This is a genomic window from Alteromonas sp. ABV2_168, from assembly GCF_056161165.1.
Map to the genome: position 1 here is coordinate 67154 of NZ_JBSWYQ010000015.1, position 24036 is coordinate 91189.

At 47.1% G+C, this 24036-nt stretch carries 19 protein-coding genes; 1 reads left to right on the forward strand and 18 read right to left on the reverse strand.

The window, feature by feature from the left end:
- Nucleotides 1–137: 137 nt before the first annotated feature.
- The 13 genes from fliJ to ACXAH4_RS19170 form a co-directional block, all read right to left on the reverse strand.
- Nucleotides 138–587: a flagellar export protein FliJ gene (gene fliJ / locus ACXAH4_RS19110; protein ID WP_303574370.1), complete on the reverse strand. Its 450-nt coding sequence runs from the start codon at nucleotides 585–587 to the stop codon at nucleotides 138–140.
- 5 nt (nucleotides 588–592) lie between these two features.
- Nucleotides 593–1927, reverse strand: coding sequence for a flagellar protein export ATPase FliI (fliI, locus tag ACXAH4_RS19115; protein WP_474844663.1), 1335 nt, complete (start codon nucleotides 1925–1927; stop codon nucleotides 593–595).
- A complete protein-coding gene (gene fliH / locus ACXAH4_RS19120; protein WP_474883016.1) occupies nucleotides 1920–2702 on the reverse strand; it encodes a flagellar assembly protein FliH in 783 nt (260 codons plus the stop codon). The genes fliI and fliH overlap by 8 nt, the downstream gene beginning before the upstream one ends.
- 34 nt (nucleotides 2703–2736) lie before the next feature.
- The gene (gene fliG, locus ACXAH4_RS19125; RefSeq protein WP_119500565.1) at nucleotides 2737–3774 is read right to left on the reverse strand and encodes a flagellar motor switch protein FliG; all 1038 of its coding nucleotides are present in this window, start codon (nucleotides 3772–3774) and stop codon (nucleotides 2737–2739) included.
- Between the two features lie 11 nt (nucleotides 3775–3785).
- Nucleotides 3786–5489: a flagellar basal-body MS-ring/collar protein FliF gene (fliF, locus tag ACXAH4_RS19130; RefSeq protein WP_474883018.1), complete on the reverse strand. Its 1704-nt coding sequence runs from the start codon at nucleotides 5487–5489 to the stop codon at nucleotides 3786–3788.
- 14 nt (nucleotides 5490–5503) lie between these two features.
- The gene (gene fliE / locus ACXAH4_RS19135) at nucleotides 5504–5839 is read right to left on the reverse strand and encodes a flagellar hook-basal body complex protein FliE (RefSeq protein ID WP_119500563.1); all 336 of its coding nucleotides are present in this window, start codon (nucleotides 5837–5839) and stop codon (nucleotides 5504–5506) included.
- Nucleotides 5840–6075: 236 nt separating this feature from the next.
- On the reverse strand, nucleotides 6076–7422 hold the full coding sequence (locus ACXAH4_RS19140; protein ID WP_119500562.1) for a sigma-54-dependent transcriptional regulator: 1347 nt from the start codon (nucleotides 7420–7422) through the stop codon (nucleotides 6076–6078).
- On the reverse strand, nucleotides 7419–8555 hold the full coding sequence (locus ACXAH4_RS19145; protein WP_474844660.1) for a sensor histidine kinase: 1137 nt from the start codon (nucleotides 8553–8555) through the stop codon (nucleotides 7419–7421). The genes ACXAH4_RS19140 and ACXAH4_RS19145 overlap by 4 nt, the downstream gene beginning before the upstream one ends.
- A gap of 117 nt (nucleotides 8556–8672) precedes the next feature.
- Nucleotides 8673–10157 carry a sigma-54 dependent transcriptional regulator gene (locus tag ACXAH4_RS19150; protein WP_474844659.1) on the reverse strand — a complete coding sequence of 495 codons (1485 nt, stop codon included), beginning with the start codon at nucleotides 10155–10157 and terminating at the stop codon, nucleotides 8673–8675.
- A 154-nt stretch (nucleotides 10158–10311) separates the two neighbouring features.
- On the reverse strand, nucleotides 10312–11115 hold the full coding sequence (locus ACXAH4_RS19155) for a flagellin N-terminal helical domain-containing protein (RefSeq protein ID WP_119500559.1): 804 nt from the start codon (nucleotides 11113–11115) through the stop codon (nucleotides 10312–10314).
- Nucleotides 11116–11221: 106 nt separating this feature from the next.
- Nucleotides 11222–11914, reverse strand: a complete 693-nt coding sequence (locus ACXAH4_RS19160; RefSeq protein WP_474844658.1) for a class I SAM-dependent methyltransferase — start codon at nucleotides 11912–11914, stop codon at nucleotides 11222–11224.
- A gap of 224 nt (nucleotides 11915–12138) precedes the next feature.
- Entirely contained in the window at nucleotides 12139–13221 is a 1083-nt protein-coding gene (locus tag ACXAH4_RS19165) for a hypothetical protein (RefSeq protein WP_474844657.1), read from the reverse strand.
- Between the two features lies 1 nt (nucleotide 13222).
- The gene (locus ACXAH4_RS19170) at nucleotides 13223–14173 is read right to left on the reverse strand and encodes a phytanoyl-CoA dioxygenase family protein (protein ID WP_474844656.1); all 951 of its coding nucleotides are present in this window, start codon (nucleotides 14171–14173) and stop codon (nucleotides 13223–13225) included.
- Between the two features lie 307 nt (nucleotides 14174–14480).
- Between ACXAH4_RS19170 and ACXAH4_RS19175 the strand changes: the two genes are divergently transcribed.
- Nucleotides 14481–15167, forward strand: coding sequence for a TylF/MycF/NovP-related O-methyltransferase (locus tag ACXAH4_RS19175; RefSeq protein ID WP_474844655.1), 687 nt, complete (start codon nucleotides 14481–14483; stop codon nucleotides 15165–15167).
- 50 nt (nucleotides 15168–15217) lie between these two features.
- Here ACXAH4_RS19175 and ACXAH4_RS19180 read toward each other — a convergent pair whose 3' ends face one another.
- From ACXAH4_RS19180 to ACXAH4_RS19200, 5 genes are all read right to left on the reverse strand, one after another.
- A complete protein-coding gene (locus tag ACXAH4_RS19180; RefSeq protein ID WP_474883020.1) occupies nucleotides 15218–17473 on the reverse strand; it encodes an N-acetylneuraminate synthase family protein in 2256 nt (751 codons plus the stop codon).
- Nucleotides 17463–18167, reverse strand: coding sequence for an acylneuraminate cytidylyltransferase family protein (locus tag ACXAH4_RS19185; protein WP_474883022.1), 705 nt, complete (start codon nucleotides 18165–18167; stop codon nucleotides 17463–17465). Before ACXAH4_RS19185 ends, ACXAH4_RS19180 begins: the two co-directional genes overlap by 11 nt.
- Before the next feature lie 15 nt (nucleotides 18168–18182).
- A complete protein-coding gene (locus ACXAH4_RS19190) occupies nucleotides 18183–19241 on the reverse strand; it encodes a hypothetical protein (RefSeq protein WP_474883024.1) in 1059 nt (352 codons plus the stop codon).
- Between the two features lie 69 nt (nucleotides 19242–19310).
- On the reverse strand, nucleotides 19311–22829 hold the full coding sequence (locus ACXAH4_RS19195) for a 6-hydroxymethylpterin diphosphokinase MptE-like protein (protein WP_474844651.1): 3519 nt from the start codon (nucleotides 22827–22829) through the stop codon (nucleotides 19311–19313).
- 48 nt (nucleotides 22830–22877) lie between these two features.
- Nucleotides 22878–23882 (reverse strand): glycosyltransferase family 2 protein, encoded by a 1005-nt coding sequence (locus ACXAH4_RS19200; RefSeq protein WP_474844650.1) that lies wholly within the window; start codon nucleotides 23880–23882, stop codon nucleotides 22878–22880.
- Nucleotides 23883–24036 lie beyond the last annotated feature (154 nt).

The window sequence follows — 24036 nt, forward strand, 5'->3', positions numbered from 1 at the left end:
AGTGGTATTTGCGGGTTAGTTACTTTCACGTTAACAACTACGCAAAACCTGTTCCAGATCGCCGGTTTCAGACTTTAAAGAAGAAATTAATTACAGCACCGCCGGATTTGTTCATACCGCAACAGGGGCACAGGCAGTTAGAATGGTGATTTAGTTAATTGATTTCTGTAGAATTTCTGAGAGGCATATTCATCAAGCATTTGCTGTTCGCGGCGGGCTTCAATACGCTGTGCTTCCTGTGCTTTTTTGTCGATGAGCATATCCACCGCTTTACGGCGCTTTTGCTGCTCCAGCCAGGCCCGTTTTCGCTGCTCAGCGACCAGTGATGCCTGAGAAATCACATTCATTTGCTGCTGACAGGCTTTGTCCAGCTTACCGACAAACGACAAATGCTGATGGTAAGCTTTCGCCGCCACGCCACCTTTGCCCGTTGCCTGTATTTGACGGACATAATCAAGACGGTACTGTTGCAAATTGCTGAGTTTTTGACGCTGTTGAGTAACGTGCTGTTGAGCAAGCTGAAACTGCTGCGCAGCTTTCTGCTCTTTTTCCAGTTCGAATTTTGCAACCAGTGCCAGCTGACTCATTGACGTTATCCTTTACCTAACCCGCCGGCCAGTGCCGACATGCCCTGCAGACACTCATCATAGGGCAAAACGTTTTTCATGCCTTGCTGCAGGAATGCATTAATAGCCGGTTCCGCACGGATAGCGAGATCAATACGGGGATCAGAGCCTTTCGCATAGGCACCGATAGAAATAAGGTCGCGATTTTGCTTATACGTGGAATACACCTGACGGATACGCCGCGCCTGCTGTAAATGCTCCTCACTGGTCACCATAGGCATCACCCGGCTGATAGACGCTTCAATATCAATTGCCGGATAATGGCCACTGTCTGCCAGCGTACGTGACAACACCACGTGACCGTCAAGAATAGCCCTTGCCGCATCGGCAATGGGGTCCTGTAAATCGTCGCCTTCGGTTAAAACTGTATAGAAAGCAGTGATCGAGCCCTGACCGGCACTGCCATTACCGGCACGCTCAACCAGTGCCGGTAAGCGTGCAAACACAGAGGGCGGATAGCCTTTAGTTGCCGGGGGTTCGCCTACTGCGAGCGCGATTTCCCGTTGCGCCATGGCATAACGGGTCAGAGAATCAATCAGCAGCAATACGTTCATGCCCTGGTCGCGAAAATACTCAGCAATCGTCACGGCTGTTTCACAGCCTTTCAGGCGCATTAACGGTGAGGTGTCTGCCGGTGCAGCCACAACCACGGCGCGCTGACGTTCCTCTTCAGTAAGGATATCGTGGATAAACTCTTTAACCTCACGGCCCCGTTCTCCCACAAGACCCACGACCACCACATCAGCTTCACAACCACGGGTCATCATGCCCAGCAACACCGATTTACCCACACCGGATCCGGCAAACAGCCCCATCCGCTGGCCTACGCCTACTGTGTTCAATGCGTTAATTGCGCGTACGCCCACATCCATAGGTTCAGAGATGGGCCGGCGTGTCAGCGGGTTGATAGGCGGCTTGGTAGTAGGTACGCGGGTGTCAGTTATTACCGGTCCTAATCCGTCAAGAGGCTGACCATTACCGTCGACCACACGACCAAGCAGACCCATACCCACAGCCAGACCACTTTCACGGTTTAGCGGCAACACCCTCGAACCGGGTACAATCCCGCGCACCGCTTCAGTGGGCATCAGATAGGTAATATCGTCGCCGAAACCGACGACTTCAGCTTCGATTTCCCCTTCGATGGTCTGCACCATACACTGACTGCCAACAGGCAGCTGACAGCCGACGGCTTCAAGAGTGAGACCGATACCACGAACCAGTTTTCCGGCGGCAACCACGGGTGGCTGGGGGATCTGGTCGACTAGATCTTCAAAATAACTGCCCCAGGGACTAGTCATCTGAAAGCCCCCGGTCGAGGAGGAATTTGTTAAGTATGTCTTTGCAGCGGCGTTCTACAGACACATCAACAGCATTCTGTTGGGTGGTAATATCGCAGCCGCCACGGGACATTGCCGGTGATTCAATAAACTGCCAGCCTTTCTGCTCTACCGTGTCTTTTCCGTAATGCTCTGTGACCATCTGTATGTCGTCGGGGTGCATGGTGATGTGATAACGGGTTTCGTTCACCGGCAGGGCTTTTAATCCTTCTGCCAGCGCCTGCAAAATAGCGTCTTCACCGGTTTTCACTTCGGTGCGGATCACTGCCCTTGCCAGTGATACAGCCAGCCTGACCAGTTGTTTACGGGTATCATCATTCACCTGAGATAACGGCGCAGTGAGATTATCTGCCAGTGATGTCCAGTTTGCTGCCAGTGCATCTATTTCAGCCTGAGCAGCCTCGAGACCTTCGGCTTTGCCGGCCTCCAGACCTTCACCATGGCCCTGCTCTTTGCCTTCGGTATACCCCTGCGCTTTGCCTTCCTCAAAGCCGGTTTGCTTGCCTTCGTTGTAGCCCTCATCATGGGCTGACTGACGGATGGCTTCAATTTCTTCGGCAGTAGGAGGCAGGATCTCTTCTTCTTCCGGCTCCGGAGGTTCATATTTCCAGTCACTGCGACGATTCAGCGCATTGGTGCGTTGTAAATCCTGTGTTGTTTTTTCGTCAGACAAAAACGGCAAATCCCAGGATTTAGCCTCGTTAAATTCGTCGTCTGGTGTTGAATTATCACTCATACAATCTGGCACCCGTTAACTGCACAAGCACTTATCACAGGAATTCTTCACCGCCGCCGCCGCCCAGCATAATTTCACCGGAGTCAGCCAGACGTCTGGCAACAGACAGAATTTCTTTTTGCGCAGTTTCCACTTCAGACAAGCGAACCGGCCCCAGTGCTTCGAGATCATCCAGCAGCATTTCAGCAGCACGTTTGGACATGTTACCGGTGATTTTGTTTTTAAGCTCTTCGTCAGCACCTTTAATCGCTTTGAGCAGTGAATCCTGATTAACCTCGCGAAGGATGGCCTGAATACCTCTCTCATCCACATCAATCAGGTTATCGAAGACGAACATAAGATCCTGGATCTGCTGGCTCATTTCCTCATCCTGTTCACGGATTGCATCCATCAACTGACCTTCAATGGAGGTATCGAGGTAGTTCATGATATCGGCAGCAGACTTCAGGCCGCCCATTTTCGCTGCCTGAGTACCAGCCTGACCGGCAAACTGTTTCTCCATGATCTCGTTCAGCTCCTGCAGTGCCGCCGGCTGCACTTCTTCCAGATTGGCGATACGCATTAACAAATCGAGACGCACTTTTTCCGGGAACTGAGACAAAATCTCGGCACTTTGCTCCGGCTCAAGGTAAGACAATACAATGGTCTGGATCTGGGGGTGCTCGTTCCGGATGATGCTGGCAACCTGTTTGGAGTCCATCCATTTGAGAGAATCCAGTCCTTTAGCACCACTGCCCATGAGGATTTGGTCAATCAGGTTTGCCGCTTTATCTTCACCTAATGCCGCAGTCAGCGCCCGTTTAACGAAGTCCTGGCTCTGGAATCCGATGGTACTGTAATTCTGAATTTCTTCGATGAAATGCTTATGCACCGCCGTAATTTTCGGCTGTGTCATGTCTTCAATTTTTGCCATCTCACCACCGAGCTTCTGCACTTGCTTCGGCTCCAGGTGTTTTAAAATTTGCGCGGCATCTTCTTCCGATAAGCTCAGTAACAGGATGGCAGCTTTCTCCACCCCTTCTAATTTACTGATATCGTAACTTTGTTCGCTTTGAGCCATTTCATCAGGCATTACGTTGAACCTTAATCATCCAGTGTCAACCAGCCCTTAACAACCTGTGCAGACAGCTCCGGCTCATTGGCCACCAGCGCGCGCACGGCTTTAAGAACATCTTCATCTTTATGCAGATCCGGCAGCATCAGTGAGCCGTCCGGCGCGAAGCCAACCTGTGCTTCGTCGAAATCCTGACTCAGCATGCTGATAGTGTCATCACCCAGGTCGAGACTTTCATCTGCATCAAACTCGTCGGTGTCTTTCGATTCATCAGGATTGATAAGACGACGTAACATGGGTCTTATCACGAAGATAATCAATACAATGATGATCAACCCACCCACAACCAGTTTAAGTATAGGTAAGATTTCCGGTCGTTCCCAGAAAGGCACTTCTTCAACACCTTCTGCATCCATCCGCGTGAACGGTACACTGACGACTTCCAGAGAATCCCCGCGGGCGACGTCGAATCCTATACCACCCTGCAGCAGACGGCGGATATTCAACAGTTGCTCCTGACTTTTCGGTGCGGTAGTGACACTGCCGTCTTCAGCAACGGTACGATCGTGATCCACCGCCACAGACACGCTGAGACGTCTGATCACACCGGTTTGCTTTTTGGTATGGCTGATGGTGGTATCCAGCTCATAGTTTTTCGTGGACTCGCGGTTGCTGCGTCCGGGAACCGGCGCTGACTGACCATCCTGTCCGACGGCGTTTTCAGGAATATTGGACTCCAGCGGCGGCTGGTTACTCAGCGCGCCCGGGATACCGCCGGCGATAGAGCCAACGGAATTTGATTCTACGGTCATTTCACTGCGAACAGCTGGAAGATCCGGATTGTATGTACGCTGGGTTTGTTCCATGGCCGTAAAGTCCATGGAGATATCAGCCTGAGCTGTATAATTACCAATTCCGAGAACAGGGATCAGAATGGCGTCAATTTTCTCCAGATATTCCTGTTCACGCTGGCGCTCGATTTCATATTCTTTCCGCGCTCTTGCGCTCATGGAACCCTGCGAACCGGAATTCAGCAGACGCCCATTGCTGTCTGTAACGGTAACCCGTGACGGCTCCATGCCCTGTACAGCGGAAGCGACGATATCCACCACCGCATCCACTTCTTCACCGGCAATCACTTTGCCACGTTTTGCCGTGAGCACAACAGTAGCACTGGCTTTCTTTTCCCGGCGGGCAAACACGTTTTCTTTTGGCATAGCCAGTAAAACACGGGCTTTCTGAATGCTTGCCATGTCTTCGATTGTAGCTGCAATCTGTTGTTCACGGGCGTGTTTAAGACGCTCCATCTCAACCCGTTGTGATACACCGAACCCCATGTCCTGCATGATGATATCGGTGCCGGCATCTCCTGCACGGGTAAGTCCCTGACGGGTCATTCCCAGGCGCACATCCTGAAACTCGTCGCTGCGCACATATATAGTATTACCTTCCAGCTTGTATTCGATTTGACTGGCATCCAGGTAATCCAGTGTTTCGATAAGCTCTTCGGTTTCCATTTTCGCCAGCGGCCGGAAATCCGGCTCCTGTGCCCACAATAAAATGAAAATGGCGATGGCCACACAAATCACCAGTACAACGACCAGTGCCATCTGGCGCACCATGTCGGCACTGCCCAGCGTGTCCATGAATCCGGATTTATTCTCCGCGTCTGAACCGCCGGTTTCGCCGGTTGAGTCGCTGACTGTCAGGTTAGTACCTGTTGCTTCGGCCATGACGTACTACTCCACTACACCGGCATGTTCATGATGGTTTTATAAGCTTCCAGCACCTTGTTGCGTACCTGTACGGTCGCTTCAAAGGCAATGCCTGCCTTTTCTTTGGTCAGCATGACTTCGGCAAGACTTAATGACGGGTCGCCCATCTCAAAGCGTTGTTGCATTGATTTTGATTCCATCTGCATGTTGTTCACACCTTCAACGGCCTGTTTCAACATGGCTGAAAAATCGCTGGCAGAGGCATTTTTTACTTCGAGTGCCTGTTCGGGCATCTCTGTAGCCTGCAGACGAGTCTGGCCGATCATTGATTGCATCTCCTGATACAAACTGTTGGCTTTAACGTCCATACCCCACTCCTCATTATATTGCTTATCGTCAGAAAGCTGTCTGACACTGGTTCTTAAACAGACAACAGCAAAAGCAATACCAACTTTTATTTTTCAATTTAATCAGCAAGTTAGAAAGAATGCCAAATTAATGACACAGGCAAGAGAGAAAAACGAAAAAAGCCACGGCGGCTGCCGTGGCAAGAGGCTTTAGTGTGAAACACACACTTGCAATGAATACATTGATGTAATATTAATCAGGCAGGAACGTCGATACCTTCTTCCCGCATTCTGGCCAGTTTATAGCGCAGGGTACGGGGACTGATACCAAGCTTTTCAGCCACTTCTTTACGTTTCCCTTTACACAACTGCAGGGTATCAAGGATTATCTGATGTTCCTGATGACGAAGCTCAGAACCGAGCTTACTGTCGTCGGTTACCACTTCATCAGCCTGAATACTGTGGCTTGCCAGTGTAGCGGCCATATCAATCATCAGATCAGAGGATTCGATAACTTCACCGTCACACAGGATTAAAGCGCGCTGGATAACATTTTCCAGTTCCCGCACATTGCCCGGCCAGTCATATTGAACCAGCTTGTTTCTGGCGGCACCGGACAAACGCAGCGTACTTTCACGCTGACCGCCGGTATGACGCTGGATCAGGTGTTCGGCCAGCGGAACAATATCACCCGGCCTTTTCGCCAGCGGCAACCAGACTACCGGAAAGACATTCAGGCGATAATATAAATCTTCGCGGAACTCCCCCGCCTCTACAGCCTGACGCAAATCACGGTTACTGGTGGCAATGACCCGAACATCCAGTGCAATAGTTTTGCGTCCGCCCAGGCGCTCGACCTCTTTTTCCTGTAATACACGCAGTAATTTCGCCTGCAGAGCCAGGTCCATTTCGGTAATTTCATCCAGCAGAATAGTGCCGTTCTGCGCCTGCTCAAATTTGCCGGGACATGCCTGAACCGCACCGGTAAAGGCACCTTTTTCATAACCAAACAATGTGGCTTCCAGCATATTTTCAGGAATGGCTGCGCAGTTGATTGCCACGAACGCTTCTGCAGCGCGGGATGACTGATCGTGGATATAACGAGACAGTACTTCTTTACCGGAACCGCTTGGCCCCAGTACCATTACCGTGGCATCAGAACCGGCAACCTTGCGGGACAACTCCAGCAATCTGAGACTGCCGGGATCTGCCGCAATGGGCGTACGGGACTCAATTTTATGTGCCGGCGCATAGCGGCTGACCAGATTCAGCAGTACCTCAGGAGCAAACGGCTTGGACAGATAATCTGTCGCTCCGTCACGCATGGCCTGAACCGCATCATCAATGGTGGCATACGCCGTCATCAGCAATACCGGTAACTGGGGATAACGGGCTTTAATATTCTTCAGCAGGGTCAGACCGTTCATGTCACCCATCTGAATGTCACTGACCACCAGATCGACTTTCTCCGCAGCCAGCTGAATCAGTGCATTTTCTGCAGAAGCCGCAGCAATAACCCGGTAATCAGCCAATTTCAGCGTGTCATTTAATGCTTCACGCAACCCCGCGTCGTCTTCAACAATCAAAATAGTAGAGTGGCTCATACAAGGTCTCCTGTATTCTCAGGGGATAAAGTGGTTCGGGTAACAGGCAGCGTCACGGTGAAGCATGCTCCCTGTCCTTCTAAATTAGTCACACCAAGCCGGCCTTTGTGTGCATTCACAACAGATTTCACTACAGCGAGTCCCAGGCCCGTGCCGTGTGTTTTGGTAGTGAAAAACGGTTCAAAAATTTTCTGGCGCACAGCTGCCGGAACCCCCGGCCCCTCATCAATAACGGACACAGCAATGTGTTCCCCGCTGCAAACAGCATTAACGTAGACCGTCCCGCCTGCTTCACTGACCTGACAGGCATTATGTATAAGATTAAGTAACGCTCCCTGCAGGGCTATAAGATTGCCGGTAAGTGTGGCGTCAGTGCTGAAACCGCTGACAGATAAATTCACGCCGGCCTGACGGGTCATGGTTTCTGCAACAGGAACAATGGCATCTTCAAGTTGTGCAGGTGTCAGTACAGACACGACCTGATCTTCCCCGGATTTGGCAAACAACAGCATATCGTTTACCTGGCTCTCCAGTTCTTTCAGACGATCGGTAAGTTTACCGGCAAAATCGGCTGTGGCCGCTTCGCCGAGGCCTTTGCGTTTCATATTAGCGGCGTACAACATCGCAGCAGAAAGCGGCGTGCGGATTTGATGCGCCAGTGACGCCACCATTTTGCCCAGCGCTGATAAGCGCTGCATGTGGCTGACTCTGGCCTGCAATTGCCGGGTTTCGGTAAGATCGGTCAGAACAATAAGCTGGCCCGGCTCGTTATCAAGAGGGGTAATGGATAGCTTTACCCGGCGGCCGTCAATTAATGACACTTCATGGCCGTCGTCCGCACGGGGTTTAAATGAACGGGCAATGATGGTTCGCCAGAGCTGGCCCTCGAGGGGTTCACCTAACAGTGACTTAGCCTGACCGTTCGCCTGACGCACAATCCCCTGCCCGTCAATAACGATAACGCCGGCAGGCATGACCTGCAATAAATGAGATAAACGACTGGCCTGCTTTTTAAGCACATCAATATCATCACTACTGCTTTCCGCCTGTGCAGAATGCGCGTAATGATAGTCAGATAAATGTACGGATGCTTCGCCGGCAGCGGCTGCGTAGCTATGCCCATCGTATGTCATGATAACCCTCGTCAAAAAGCAGACATTACGTCCTGACTGGGTTAATGCATTTGATGTGCCAGTATTATTTTACATTTAAAACAGTAGGTTAAAGAGGTTTTGTAAAGAAGGTTAAAGTCAATTATCTGACGATACCGACTCCTCGCGCTGAATTTCATACTTGCGCATCTTTTCAACCAGAGTGGTTCTGCGCATACCCAGTTTATCAGCAGCGCGGGCAACAACCCAGTCCTGCTGATCCAGAGCCTGTATGATCAGATTAATTTCCAGCTCCGACAGATACTCTTTAAGATTTACGCCCTCTTCCGGTAGCTGGGAAGACTCCGCGCCTTCTTCACGGGGGACAGCATAAGCCGAATCTTCAACCGGTGAACGTAAATCTTCTGAAGCAGCTGACTCGGCGAACAATTCATTGAATGCATCGCGTTCCAGCAACTCTTCCGGATAGTCCGGCTCGTAAGCCTGAATTTCGCCGTACTGATACTTAGGCGGCAAGTCCTGAATATCAACGATTTGATTAGGGAACAGTATACTCAGCCGCTCTACCAGATTAGACAGCTCACGGACATTACCCGCCCAGTCATGTTCCATTAAAGAGGAAATAGCCATTTCGGTGAATTTAACCACCGATACGCCGTCACCCTGAATACGGCTGATCAATTCCTGCAGCAATAACGGGATGTCTTCGCGGCGTTCACGAAGTGCAGGACTGTCGATGGGAAACACGTTCAGGCGATAATAGAGATCCTCACGGAACTTATCGTCTTTAATCATGTTTTCCAGGTTACGGTGGGTGGCAGCAACAATACGAACATTGGCTTTTATCGGTGTATGACCACCAACACGCTCAAATGTCCGTTCCTGCAATACCCGCAGTAATTTAACCTGCATTTGCAGCGGCATGTCACCTATTTCGTCAAGAAACAGTGTCCCGCCTTCTGCCAGTTCAAAGCGTCCTTTCCGTGCACTGATTGCACCGGTAAATGCGCCTTTCTCGTGGCCGAATAATTCACTTTCTAACAGTTCACCGGGTATGGCACCACAGTTAACCGGAATAAACGGGCCTTCTTTACGCTCAGACATAAAGTGAACGTTACGGGCGATAACCTCTTTACCGGTACCGGACTCACCCAGAATCAGCACGGTGGCATCGGTCGGGGCAACCTGCTCTACCAGTTTACGTACAGTCTGAATTTGCTGGCTGCGACCAACAAGGCTACGGAAAAGACGGGTTTTCAGGCCAGCGGTTTTTACCGGGCCCGGACGGTGACGGGTATATTCCTGGCAACGATGAATTGCCTGAGTCAGTACCGGGTAAGTAATAGGAAGTGTAGCGGTGCTGACCAGATTGCAATTCGGTGCAATAAGGCCATCCTGCGCCTGAATAGCGACAAACGGGATGTGGGGAAACTGCGCCACCAGGTTTTGAACCTGGTCAGCTCTGGCGTAATCAATCATGACCGCTTCAACGGTATGGGTATTCAGATAGCCGTAGCTATCCGCAAAAGATTGCCCGTAGCAAGCTTCCCCCATGAACGTGATAACGGTTTCTAATTTTTGAATGAGTTCGCCGTCATCACTAACGAGCAGAATTTCCTTCATCTATTCCCCGAGAACGCATTTTTATTATTTACAGTTTAGCGCATCTGCATGATTGTAGCGGTAAAAGATCAGTTCGCAAACACTGATTCTTGTTCCTGAAGCAAAAAAAGCAGGTTTAACCTGCCTTTTTGATTAAAACGTAATCACACCCGTTCTAGTTTAACAATGCCAGAACCTGTCCTTGCTGTTGGTTCGCCTGTGCCTGCACAGAAGTAGCAGCCTGACCCAGTACGCTGTTAGAAATATTTTCTGATACCGCCTGCGCATAGTCCAGATCCTGAATACGGCTGCGGGCTGCAGACACATTCACATCAGCTTCACTGAGGTTTCTTGCCGTACTGGCCAGTGCGTTCTGTGTCGCACCGAGATCTGCGCGGAATCCGCCCACTGACTCAACGGCTTCATCAGCCGCCTGCAACGCAGCATCCAAATCGCCGGAAGTGATATCAATATTCAAAATACCGGACAGATTGCCGGCAACATCAGAAGTGCGTACGCCCACGGACTGATCAGGATTTGCCCCGACCTGAAAATTAATTTCCCCTTCAGCACTCAGCAGAGGCTTACCGCCAAAGGTCGTCTGATCGATTGTTTGCGAGATATTATCCTGCAACTGGGTAATTTCAGACTGTATCGCCTGACGATCGGCATCATTCAGTACACCGCTGCCGGCCTGCAAGGTGAGTTCGCGGATACGGTTAACATCGTCATTAATGCCGGACAAGCCACTTTCCGCAACCTGCGCCAGCGAAATACCGTCATAGGCATTATTGATTGCCTGCCGGTTGCCTTCTACCTGAGAAGTAAGACGGTCGATGATTTGCTGCGCAGCCGCACCGTCGGCAGCACTGTTAATGCGTTTGCCCGACGCCAGTTTCTCCATCAGGCTGGTTTGTTTTTCCTGCACCTGCTGAAGTAATGATGTTGTCGATGACGAATTGCTGTTGAAATTGATCATACACGCCTCCTCTCTGCATTAGAGCATAGCACAAAAAGTAATTCTCCGCTCAGAGTGACATCTTAGGTATATAGAACAATAATCAGTGAGTATTTCTCATACCATTTCAGGCAGGACTAAATACTGCACGGATACCATACCCACGTTTATTCTCTGCAAAATCTTCTGGTTGAATTTCAATGCCAGCTTGTCTTTGCATTATAGAAATTCCGTATGATTCTACCGCCCGGCACTTCAGGCGGCTGTTCTCAGACAGTTTAACCAGCGATTCAGGTGTAAAAAAGTGAATATGCGGAATGTCACGTTCCGGTACATCCCAATAATCATATTGAGTATTAGGTACATCGATGACCAACAGACCGTCAGGCTTAAGCTTTTCACGGATGGCAGTTAATACAGCCGGAACATCAAGGACATGCTCCAGCCAGTGACTGGCGATAATTAAGTCGAACTTCTCATCGCCGGAAAAAGGAAAATAACCGGCGATCTTCTCAAGGCCCAGAGACTCATAATGGGAATCCCACTGAGCGCCTGCTTCACATATACACGTCCTGATGTCTTCGTTTATCGTCTTGAGACATTGACTGGCAAATGCTTCACCTGCACCAATTTCTAAAGTCTGAAACACATTGTTCGCGGACTTAAATCGCATTGCCATCTCAATCTGATGTTCCGAGCGTAGCTGATGATTTCTCGATACAACACCTTCACGGGCCTGATCAACTCTGACTTCACGCTGTTTCCAGAACAGCGCTTTATAATAGCTTTCCAACTCTTCTCCGGACGGAGGTGATAACATTTTTCCGTATCCGCAACTGCTACAGACGGCAATACATCCTTTAAACAGGTAACCCGGAAAGTCATGATATTTCTTAACATTTGCAGCCATATTTCCGGTATTTACTGAAACATCATGGTGATCGTAGAGTTTTAGAAATCTCTCTTTTGCCGAACAGGCATCGCATCGAAATTCTTCACCTGTCTCAATGTAATAGTTTTCTGCCATAACTAATCTGCAACCTGTTAAATAATGTTCCGTAAAAAATTCAGTTCTCTTGCTGCTGCGCTTTTTAATTTTTCATGGTCTGTCGTATTGATTCTTTTCCGGTTAGAGGCATTTAATCCTCGTGGCAATTGTTCAACGGGCACATGCTCTGCTTGTAACCACTTCAACAAACCGTCATCTTCGCCTTTCAATTCGCCGCAAAACGACAGCTTACCGATAGCAATTTTCGCATTAACCTCATCCAAATCCGGCGAAAATGTACTTATCTGACCATCACGTAGTGAATCTGGAATTTTATCCAGCCAACCGGCCAATTCTGATGTATCCCAGTACCGCCAGTACTCATTATATTTAGGCAAAATTCTGAGATTGTATCCTGTAACTGCACTATCCAAAGATTGAAAGAACATCGAATGTAATCGTTCAACAGGATTACGAAACAAGGTAAAGCCGGAATATCTTTCCCGATCGACAGGAAATACATCAACCCCCATATGCTTTGTACTCAGGTAAGGAAAGTAGTTACTTAGTTCCCTGATGCAGAGCCCTGCCAGTCCGGCGTGGATATAACCGGGAGTTATCACGTTATGTTGCGGGCCATAGAAATAGGTTCCCAGCATTTGATTAACCGATGTTCCGGCGCATTTGGGAATGTGGTAAAACACCAGAGTTTTATCACGTTGATGCCTGACTGAAGGTAAAACATAGGGCTTCACATATTCATCATAGACTTCGTTATCAGCAGACTTACCCATTTGCAACGCCAGAGTTAGCCGGGCTTTTACCTGGTCCGCCGACACCGGCATCTTTTTAACTTTTTGGTGCATCTCTTCAACAAGATTACCTAAAAAGCCCTTGCTGACTAAAAACAGCAAATTAGTAAGCGCAAGACTCCGGGTTTCCTCAACATCGAGCAAATCCATTAATGTACGTCCACCAGCTTCAATATCATCATTCAGCACTTCCAGAATGCCTCGGCTCAACGAAGGTAAAGGACAGGGGTAATCAGATGAGTCTAAGGAATATGGTTCAGAGCGCTGACCACTATTGAAAAGCGTTTTGGCAATGGCAAATCCATCATCATTTGAAGGTACTGACATCCTAGTATCGCCGCCCCATCTTGATGTGGTCACTGTAGTTCGCAACTATTACCCGCCTCGAAGCGCCATCGACCTGAGGGTAACCTCTGTGAATTCCGGTTTGATTACTGATGATTATCGTACCGCGGGGTGCAATGAAACGAATATAAGGTAAGTATTCACTGCTAAGCATATCGCGGGGACGAATGCCGCTTTTTTCGGTTTGCCGGAGCTCCAGACGATGTAAGTAAGGTAAACGATGACTGCCGGGTATATAGCAATACGGCCCCTCGTCTTTTGAGGTTACATCAGTCAAATAGACGAAAACCTTATAAGTCCCGAAAATATTATCAATATGGAATCCACGCGTATCTGTGACAGATTCATTCTCATACATTTGCACATTCGAAAAAGTGAATGACGAAATGGATCTAATCACCTGATAAGCCAGTCCACTTGTAAACAGTTCATATAGCTGTCTGAAACCATCGTCGGCTTTAAGTGGAGTAATACTTTGGATGTTAAACATATCCATCATGCCGGTATCACTACCTGCATTGCCGCGGATATTTACAATTGGCTTGCTGTAATCAAGGAGTTCATTGAAAGTCCGGGCAAGGCTAAGGTTTCTTTGCCATGCGAGTTCACCCAAGTCTCCTGAATCCTTGTCTCCGGCTCCTTTGACCGACGCATATATGTCAGAGAACAATTTGTCGACTTTATGATTGAGGACGTCGAAGCTTGCACTGTCTACCGCATTGTTCAGACAGACAACACCAAATTTCTGAAGACAGGAAGCAATATCTTCAGCCTTTGTGGTTTGCACATCAAAAGTCAGCGCTGATTGACTAACATTTGCAATTCCATGTTTTAATGTGACATCTGCAACTTTTTTTAAAAAGTCGTCTCGGGTGTTCAGTGAACGGGCAAAACGTTTAACGCTGGGGTGACTACCGGCAAAAAATGAGTCCATTTTACCTCCGTTACTCAATCAAACTTGATCACCGGGACATTTAACAACGTGAGTTAAATGCAACCTGCATCTGAACGATACATGCCCGGAAAACTTAACTGGAGTAAGTATACGCCAGAAAAACTAAAATTACCTGCAAGGAAGCCTTTGTTGTGCCTGAAAAAAGTTGCTTTCAGGAAGTCGGAAAATGCGTGCTGAGTGAACCTGTTTTGCGAATTCAAAAAGCAGGCTATATTATACAAAGATACCTTCCGCCTTCTCCGGATCCTTACGTCTGTTGAAGCAAAACAATGAATGTTGAAGCTGAATGAATAAAGAAAGCTTAAAAGGCAGTATCCGGGGCTTGAACCGGCAGAATGTTTGGGATTATGAAAACGGGTTTTATTGGTTTTCACAAAAGTCGCGTCTCAATAAAATGCTCGCTCATTATGAGTTGTACAAACAAATCACCGGCCTTCCCGGACATATTATTGAACTGGGTGTCTATAAAGCCGCTTCATTAGTGCGCTTCGCCACCTTTCGTGACGCTCTGGAAAATGACTTTTCCAGAAAGATAATAGGGTTCGATGCTTTTGGAGCGTTTCCTACAAACAAGCTTGAAGTCGGAGCAGATCTGGATTTTATAGAACGGTTTGAGGAAGAAGGGGGGCATGGTCTCAGCGAAGATGAAGTTTCCGGAATTTTATCTTCAAAAGGATTCGGGAACTGTCATCTGGTTAAAGGAAACGTTTTTGATACGCTGCCTGACTATTTAGATAAGCATCCGGAGACACGTATTGCCTTGTTACACCTTGATATGGACGTCAAAGAGCCTACCGAATTTGCCCTCGGGATCTTATATGAGCGGGTGGTTCCCGGAGGTCTTATTGTACTGGATGACTATAATGCCGTCGCCGGAGAAACAATAGCCGTTGATGCTTTCATAAAAGAACATAACCTTAGAATTGAAAAGCTTCCATTTTATAACGTACCTGCCTTTATCCGAAAACCCTGATAACGGACAGAAGACACAGGTTGTATAAGCCGTTCATGCTTATACAACCTTCACACCCGGTTCAACCTGTTTTCCAGCTTTGCAAAAGCGGTCCAGAAACCCTCACCTTTATTTTTGTGTCCCTGCCAAATTTCAGGGAGCCACGTTGCGTCAGGGCAATACTGACTATACAGAGAGAAGATACGCTGTACCGGAAGCTCACCTTCGCCAATCTGTAGCCCTTCATCGTCAACACCTTTGGCGTCTGCAATATGTAAATGTTTAATCGTTGAGCCGGACAACGAAAAGAAATCATCAATTTCTAAATCGAAATAATTGCAGGCTAACCAGCTGTGAGAAACATCGAGGCATACATTGACATTAAACTGCTTGCAAAAGGTAGCAATCTCATCGGGCTTCACAAACAGGTTGTGGAACCTTTGCCCTCCAAAATGCCACGGAAAAGGAGGCATAGACTGTATAAGTAAATCAACGCCATCGAGTTGTAGTCCGGATAGTGACAGTCCGACTCTTTTGTACATTTCAGCTTTTGTTTCATCGTCAACAAAACTATTTTGTGAAAAACCACCGGCATTGACGACAACGGGAATATCACCGGTGGCAGGATAAAATTGCTTAATCTCCCTTGCGGTGTCTAATACCTTGTTTAGCCATTTCACCGATGTCCGGCGATAGTCTTCATCGGCACTCGCTAAATCAAGTGTATGGTCTGCCTCAAACAGCTCTGGCGCATGCACTACTGCCACTTTATCCTTCAGTACATTCAGATAGCTTTGTGGTGACAGGGAAAGATCCTTAAAGCTGAGATGGAATTCAAGCATGCCAAACTCTGCCTCATTAACGAGGGAGACATCGTGGTAACGAACCGGAATACCAAACGTTCCCGGTAATGCAAAGCGGGATTTTCGCTCAAACACTTCCGAAATCAAATCGGATGAATAAAAGGCATCACCGGCACACATATCACGGTTAGCCGTCTTGCCAACCAGAAGTGCGAGTTTATCTGGTGACAACCCTTTGCCGGGGCTTTTTACCGTTACCATAGACTCAGAGATGACGGTTCCCTTCGAAATAGCCGTACATACATAGAGACTTTTGCCAAGCACTTCCCGGTTCATCATCTCTCCCTGACTAAGGCTGCGCTTATCTGAAGAACCCAGCGCTGCTTCAACCTGCCGTATGCCCTTTACCATACATTCAAACTCAGATGGTAACAGGCTGACTTTATGGTCATTTCCTTCGAGGCTGCGGTCCAGAGTAAAGTGTTTTTCTATAACTTTAGCACCCAATGCGACAGCAGCTATGGCAACATGGATGTCGCGCTCATGGCCTGAATAGCCAACTAATCCCTGATTCAGGTCACTCAATTTTTCAAGATACCTGAGATTAATATCTTTAAATGGCGCAGGGTAAGTTGAGTTACAGTGTAAAAGTACATAACTTGCTCCCTGCTCGTTTAGCAAGGAAACAGCAGCAGCAATTTCATCATCTGTTGCCATTCCTGTTGATACGATGAGAGGTTTTCTCATCGCACTCAGGTGAACAAGAAGGGGGTGGTTAGTTAAATCGGCTGAAGCTACCTTAAAAGCGGGTACGCTAAGCGCCTGGAGTTTATCAGCACTAACGATATCAAAAGGAGTACAGAGGACTGTTATCCCAACTTTTTCACAGTAAGCAAAAAGTGTTTCAAATTCAGTGTCTTTTAGTTGATATTTTCTCAACAACTCCAGCACGTATTGCGCACCGAGATCTTCGCTCTCATCATCAGCATTACCTTTGTTAATATAAAGCGAATCCATATCACGCATCTGAAACTTTACGCAGTCCGCACCGGCAGCGACAGCCGCATCCACCAGCTGACAGGCGCGCTCCAGGCTACCATTATGGTTATTACCAATTTCGGCGATAATAAACGTTTTGCCTGCGCGGGAAATGGTGAAATCATTGATAGCAACAACAGGCGACTGGCGGCGTGCAATACCACAAACCCTGGCCTGACTATCCAGAACCGGTACATATCTGATGCGCTCATTTAAGCAAGATTCCAGGACTTCTGGTCCCTGCTCTTCAAAAAATGAAACACACCCGGCATTCATCGCGTGGGTAACGGCCTGATGTATATCTATATTTGTCTGGCGAAGCACCCAGCGACGGAAGTCTCCGTCTGTAAAGCACCCTAAAAGATGATGATTATTGTCTGTAATAAAAACGATCTGATGTTTATTTGCATTCAGCGCTTCCAGGGCATTCGCGACAGAGCTGTCTGATGACAAAATAAACTTGTCAATTTCACGATCAATGATCATTTACTTCTCCGTCTTCACTTAATTTAGATAGCATCGCCTGCGCTAGCAAAAGATCGTTCTCAGTATCAATGTCTATGTTGCTACTTTCACCCATTTCATAAAGTGCAATTTTTCCTCCTAACCTGTTGTTGTACTCTTTCAGCACCTCAGGAGTAAAAATATAGATAGAACCATTTTCCTGGTATTGGGGCGCCATATCTTGCCGCCTTGGTCTTTCCCTGTAATCGTAATTGACAGAAACGGCATTCCCGTTAACTTCTTTCCAGAAAAACCGGTGGCTGTTGACAACAGACAAAAGTGAGTCGGCCTGTGATTGCTGCAGAACGCGTATTGCGTTATCGATGTCAACCGGAGACCGTACCGGAGAGGTGCATTGTAAAAAAACGATAAGAGACACATTCTCCCCTGTATCTTCAATTACATGCAAAGCATGAAGAAGAGCAGATTCAGAACTTGCTGTATCACCGCTGATTTCCGCAGGTCTGTGAATTATATTTGCATTGTAGTTTTTAGCGACCTGAAGGATTTGGGGGTCATCACTGGTAACATAAACATCATCGACAAGTGATGCAGCTTCCGCCTGTGAAATACTGTGCGCTACCAACGGAATACCATTCAACTCACGAATATTTTTACCGGGCACTCCCTTTGAGCCGCCCCGCGCCGGGATTAGACAAATTACTTTTCCGCTCATTGTTGAAATCTCTGTTTACACAACCTGGCGGACAGTTGCCGGCAGGCAGGTGTAATTAATTCTTACAGCCTCACTATTAGTGAAGCAGTCGCTACCATACACACCAAGTTCATCAGCTCTCTTCAGCATATTTTCAGTGGGTGCGTAACAATACAATTTGATCTGTTGAAAAGCAGACGACGCGACATAAAAAGCGGTAGACACAAAACCATGTAAACTTGCAGGTGGCCGGTCCTGCTCACGTAACCATAGCTCTAAAGGTAAATCGATGTACTCAATTTTCAGTGCCGGAAATGCAGCAAGCAGCTCTTCATTAAATGACTGCGTCTGTCCTCTGTGGGGGATATAAATGACGTTTTCCGGACATCTTTTGAGAATTGAATCGATAAACTGCTGGTACTCCTGCACATCACAAAAATCCCGTTCAACGACTTTAGAGCCAATAATGACAGCGGTACTTTCATCTACCTCTTTAAATTCCTTTCTTAACGCGCGCAAGTGATTTGTCATAAATTGTGTGTTTTCCGGAACATGAGTGCCAAAAATGGTAAAAAGACTGATATTACCCGGCACCTCCGGACCAAGACCATACGATACTTTTATCTTGGCTGCTTCCTCACGGCGCACGGCAGAGCCGTATACAGGCAGACTAAACTGTTTACCTGCAGGTAAATGAAAATACAGAAAAGATAATGTGGCAGTGCCGTCATCCAACATCCAGGTGTCTGTTCCGGACATTGCAGACGCGATATCCTTTTGCCACTGAGAGCGGAAGTCGGAGAGAATCAGACGCCCGTAAGCCCTGTCGCGAAATTTTTTGAAGGGTAATGCATAAACACCAATGCGGGCGTTTAAGTCCGGACCGGTTGCTTCATCAGTATTTCCGTAGTGCCAGGTAACCATTGAACTGATTAATTTCGGGAAATAGGACTTAACCGTCTGTAACTGCGTAAAATTTCTGCTTTGATGACTTGTAACCACGAACACATCTAATTCTGTGATCGCCATCTCACTGATGGCTTCATTCAGACATATAAGGTGGAAGGGTGATTCAACCAGAGCTAAAGCACGCATATTTGATCTGATCCGCTGTCGTATTCAAACCGTGTATCGGCCAACTTTCCGAAAACTTTATTCGTCATATCAGGCTTCGTTTAACCATGGTTTTGATGAAATTTGTTTTGCTCTGTATTCCAGCAACCTTTCAGATGTGTATGTCCCCGTGCTTAATAATGACCAGTTTAACGGAGCAGTTACTTTTATCGCCCGGTGACCATCAGGCATAATTAAAGAATCGTTTGTTCTTTCACTGCGGCTAAAAACTACAGCCAGACAGGCATCGTAACAATGAAAAGGTTGCAACTTATTGATACGTAAAGGGTAAGGTTCCTCCACATTTTCAGGCACTAGTACTTTAGGTAACACCACGTCATAGTCTTTACGCAACATAAAATAATTCACTAACATAGATGCCCTGACATAATCATTGGCCTGGAGAGGCGCATCATATTCTTTCATACTGTTACCGGCTAAGCGGATCAACATCATGTCTTCACCAGTTAATAAATCAACCTCCGTATCGCCGGCTGAATCACTGACAAGAATGACATCATTTGCGAATGAAGAAATACGTTTCCTTAGTTCATCACGCTGACAGTCCCGGAAGTAAATCACAACGGGCAGATCTTTAAACTCTTCACGAAAATCCACACCGGACACCCCTTCGTCCAGATAGTCAATTTCAAGCCCGATATTATTGTCCTGCACAAAGGCATCCAGTGATGTTTTAAAGCTCCGGATATTTGTTAGTACCGCCAGCCTTTTCCCTTTCACACTTGCGGCCAGACAGGTATAAACACGTCGTTGCGATATGGCCACTGAAACATCATATGCCAGTTCAGGAGACGCTAATTGTTGTTTCATAAGATCAAAATAATGACTCCAGTCTTCTCTGACTTTGTCACATAAATTCACAGTATCTGCATCAGTGAGTCCCGCCCCGAGTATTTTGCTCAGTACGGCATGATAGTAATTCATTGAGCCATAGAAAAAATAAAACAGAAGACTCTGACCCTGGCTGTAGGAATCAAACAGCTTTATTTTTTGGCTTTCGACTTGCTTTTCGATTTGACAGGGTTCTTCAAACTTCGCGTTGATACTATCCTGCAAGTCATTCAGTTCGCTACGTAATACGGATTCTGAGTATTGCCCGAAATAGCGCTGCGAAAATACTTCTGCCGGCACATTTGCATATGCGTTTCCACGCAGTTTTTTAAGCGCCTGTCGCTTTCGTTCAATCTCTTCAGATACCAGCACCATCTCGGGCCTGAGCGGAACAGCACCGCTAATTCTGGCGCCATCAGCAGTGTTATAGCACTCTGGCTTATAAGCTGATAAAGCCTGTTCCAGGGAAGTTGCAGCGACTTTGAACTCATACTTTGTATTTACCACCGGAGAGAAATTGCCTGGCACCCGGATTGAAACGTTGTTTTTTTCGCTGTAGTCATACACTTCCTGGCCATCTTCAGTGTAATAGCCGGAAGATTTGGAATGATGATTTTTGGCATCCTTAAACCCTAAATCAACACCAAACAGATATAGTTGCCGCATGCCCCATGCAAGTACTACGTTAGCAACAAAATTGGATACTGTTGGAAAAGCAAATTTAAGACGCTGGTACTTTTTGTCATTCAACACCGCAAGGGTAGATACCGTGGACGACTCTCCTTCTTTAAAGGCAAGGTAACATTGCCTGAACAGGTTTGCCGTGTCCGGATGGAAGCCGTTGCACGAAATTAAGTCTATTTCTTTCAGATACGCATCATCGTAAACAGATTTTGCCCAATCAAACGTTGACCTGTTTTGTTCTATTTCTGCGTGAAAATCTGGTTTTATTCCATGACGATGCAATACCTTGATGGCGGTTCCGCAACTGATAATGATTGCACTGTCGCGATTATCTTTTATCACATCAATCGCATCATCGACTGAAGGGCCATTCCCCACAATGAAAACAGGCGTATCACACAGTGCACTACCAAGAATTGCCGGTGCATCCGTTAATAGAAAGCGATGTTGTCTGACCATAGATTCACGGGTATGGCTAATGCCGAAATATGCGTGATCAAAATACTCTCCCATGGCGATAACAACTTGTAGTTGTTCCCTTAATTTTGCAACAGCGTCATTCAGCTTTTCATCATAGTAGCTTTGATAAAAGTAAGTCTGTGCAAGGACGTAAGGACCAATAGAGTGAAACTGATTCAGCAGGTCAGTAAAAAGGTGTGTGCCATCATCCCCTACGTTTAAGTAAATCCGGCTTCCCTGTTCATCAATTTTTTCGAGGATGCCAGCCCAGTCAATGGCAAAGAGAGACGCATAGAAGAAATCTCTGTTTGGTTCGCAAATAAATAGCTTCTCAATTACGCGCTGGCCTGACAGTTCTGCCAGGTCGTAGCCACTACCCAGACCGAAAACAATCAGTGATTTTACTCTTTCCGGTAAAGACTGTTGTTTTTCATGGACTTCATTCAAAAGCTCTTCGCTACGTGCAACGAACTGATAGTGCAAATAGTGCTTTAACTTATCGCCTTTGTATCCCAGGACTATTCCATCCTTTCTGGGATGTTTACAAAAACCTTCAAACTGAACCTGACTTGTTTTTTCAGGTGAGGCTGCATACCACGGTACAAGCAATTTTTTGTTTACAATATTAATACTGCCATTGTCATCAACCGCACACCATTCAAGCGGCTCATAGTCCTTAAATTGCTGATAGACATCAGGAACATATTTCTCAAAAGCAGCCAGGTTTTTATTGAACTTCTCCCCCCGTGATACTGGCTTCCAGCCAGCAGGATCTGCTACACCAGTCCACGCAGGAATATATTGTTCTGGCAATGCAGCAGCTTTTCCCTTACCTGATTGCCGTTTCAGATGAAGGCCGTTTACAGCCAGATCATAGACCACATGACTAAACACGGGAGTGTTGTAGTGCCGGTATACATAAATATGATTAAAGTCTACAGCTGCAGATAACTCGCTAATATCACTGAAGAAGCTATTACCGTCATTTCCGGCCTGAAGATAAATAGCGGTATTCTTCCTGTGTGCAGTCCGGAGCATTTCTTCCCAGGGAGCAACCAGTACCGAGTTTTTGAACATTTGCAGGTCGGGTTCATATACGATCATGTGATCGATTGAGTGATGTTTTAACAGTTCTCTTATGTGAAATCCCATACCTGCGCCCAGAACAACAAGGACAGGAATATGTTCCGGTAAGCCTTCGCGATAATAAGAGTAAAGAGGGGCGCTTCCGAATGGCGTCGACTCACCTCCCTCCTCAACAGTATCAACATCAAAACGCAGCGGATGCGCTTTAAATGATTGATATTGCTCCACCATTCCGGCTTCAGGATGTAAGCCATAAAAGACTCTGCCCTGCCCATAATCCACAATGTTGGGTTCGCCGGATTTATTGCAGAATACAGATAGATTAGTTGAAGGTATTGAGTTAATCAGCTCAGCAACCGGCGGAATGTGATGACTAAAAGCAGTAAGATTGCGTCTGAAATTTCTATGCAGCATTTCAGATAATTGCTTTTCTGAAGCGAGTTGAGCTTCTTCATCATCATGTAAGTGGATTTGAATAGATTCAATCATTTTTCATTCGCCGGGGTGGCGTCCGGTTAAAACATTTATGTTTGTTTATTAGTATTTTTTCCGCAGACAATCCATAAAAAGCGACAGTCCGAAATGCCGGCCCTGCAGGAAAGTTGTAAGGCCGGCGACACTGATATAATGAAACAAGCCTGCGATTCCACTTCTGACAGCGTGGCGCCTGAGCAAGTGAAGAGTCAGTTCTTTCGCATAATCGCCGTACTGCCTTTGAGGGAGTAATCGTAATAACTGGCGACCGGCATGACAGCTTTTCTTCATTGAACCGGTAGAATACGGTAATTTCAGAATGTCAGCCGGATAAATTAAGAACTGCGCCATATCGTCTGTCGTCATGCCCGTAATACCAAGTTCTTCTAACTGTCTTAATACTATTTGCTGACACCCGCGCAATTGTCTGCCAATCTGCGCTGTTGATTCTTGTGCCTCATGCCTGCGATATCGCATCAATGGCTCGTGAATCATTCCTATCTTACCCACTTTACTTACGTCAACCCAAAACTGGTAGTCACTGGCACCGGCAAGTGACTCATCAAAGGTTATTCCATGCTGATGAATGACATCACTTCGCACCATGCTGCCCGGATTCAGTACATAGTTGTAGAACAGCAGAGCATCAGCAGAAACATCCCGTGCCTGCCTCGCGCGATATACCTCAGAGACATCGTCAAACTCTATGTATTCACAGGAAACGGCAACAGCCTTTTGATCTGAATTAAGATAAGCATGTTGTTTTTCAAGGCGGTCAGCCCGTGCGATATCGTCTGCATCCAGCCAGGCAAGAAATTCACCTTTAGCTTCAGAAAGCAAGGTATTCCTCGCCGCAATGATCCCTTTGTTTTGCTCATGGGTGAGAACTCTGATGCGCGGATCCACAGCTTGCCATTGCTGTAACTGAACAGATGTATTGTCAGTCGAGCCATCATCAAGAAGGAGTACTTCGAAACGCTTTTCTGTCTGTTCAAGCAGAGAGGCCATTGTTTCATCAAGGTATTCCGATACGTTAAAACACGGGATCAGCACTGAAATTAAAGGCACTACACGCCCACCATTCTGATATCGTCATGGTGTCTTTCCTTTGCTGCGGAGGCAATACGGCCCGCTATCTCATCCCTGAATGCATGAGACGAAATGACAAAATTTTTCGCCCCGTCATCTAACGCCTGCTCCAATGTAATCACAGTATAACCCG

Excerpts from the sequence above, each read along its gene's own strand:
- ACXAH4_RS19185 (WP_474883022.1), bottom strand. The coding sequence starts at position 18,167 with ATGAGCGGAAAAGTAATTTGTCTAATCCCGGCGCGGGGCGGCTCAAAG.
- fliE (WP_119500563.1), bottom strand. The coding sequence starts at position 5,839 with ATGGACGTTAAAGCCAACAGTTTGTATCAGGAGATGCAATCAATGATC.
- fliF (WP_474883018.1), bottom strand. The coding sequence starts at position 5,489 with ATGGCCGAAGCAACAGGTACTAACCTGACAGTCAGCGACTCAACCGGC.
- ACXAH4_RS19165 (WP_474844657.1), bottom strand. The coding sequence starts at position 13,221 with ATGTCAGTACCTTCAAATGATGATGGATTTGCCATTGCCAAAACGCTT.
- ACXAH4_RS19155 (WP_119500559.1), bottom strand. The coding sequence starts at position 11,115 with ATGATCAATTTCAACAGCAATTCGTCATCGACAACATCATTACTTCAG.
- ACXAH4_RS19150 (WP_474844659.1), bottom strand. The coding sequence starts at position 10,157 with ATGAAGGAAATTCTGCTCGTTAGTGATGACGGCGAACTCATTCAAAAA.
- ACXAH4_RS19195 (WP_474844651.1), bottom strand. The coding sequence starts at position 22,829 with ATGATTGAATCTATTCAAATCCACTTACATGATGATGAAGAAGCTCAA.
- fliH (WP_474883016.1), bottom strand. The coding sequence starts at position 2,702 with ATGAGTGATAATTCAACACCAGACGACGAATTTAACGAGGCTAAATCC.
- ACXAH4_RS19175 (WP_474844655.1), top strand. The coding sequence starts at position 14,481 with ATGAATAAAGAAAGCTTAAAAGGCAGTATCCGGGGCTTGAACCGGCAG.
- ACXAH4_RS19180 (WP_474883020.1), bottom strand. The coding sequence starts at position 17,473 with ATGATCATTGATCGTGAAATTGACAAGTTTATTTTGTCATCAGACAGC.
- fliI (WP_474844663.1), bottom strand. The coding sequence starts at position 1,927 with ATGACTAGTCCCTGGGGCAGTTATTTTGAAGATCTAGTCGACCAGATC.
- fliJ (WP_303574370.1), bottom strand. The coding sequence starts at position 587 with ATGAGTCAGCTGGCACTGGTTGCAAAATTCGAACTGGAAAAAGAGCAG.
- ACXAH4_RS19170 (WP_474844656.1), bottom strand. The coding sequence starts at position 14,173 with ATGGACTCATTTTTTGCCGGTAGTCACCCCAGCGTTAAACGTTTTGCC.
- ACXAH4_RS19140 (WP_119500562.1), bottom strand. The coding sequence starts at position 7,422 with ATGAGCCACTCTACTATTTTGATTGTTGAAGACGACGCGGGGTTGCGT.
- ACXAH4_RS19190 (WP_474883024.1), bottom strand. The coding sequence starts at position 19,241 with ATGCGTGCTTTAGCTCTGGTTGAATCACCCTTCCACCTTATATGTCTG.
- ACXAH4_RS19145 (WP_474844660.1), bottom strand. The coding sequence starts at position 8,555 with ATGACATACGATGGGCATAGCTACGCAGCCGCTGCCGGCGAAGCATCC.
- ACXAH4_RS19160 (WP_474844658.1), bottom strand. The coding sequence starts at position 11,914 with ATGTTATCACCTCCGTCCGGAGAAGAGTTGGAAAGCTATTATAAAGCG.
- fliG (WP_119500565.1), bottom strand. The coding sequence starts at position 3,774 with ATGCCTGATGAAATGGCTCAAAGCGAACAAAGTTACGATATCAGTAAA.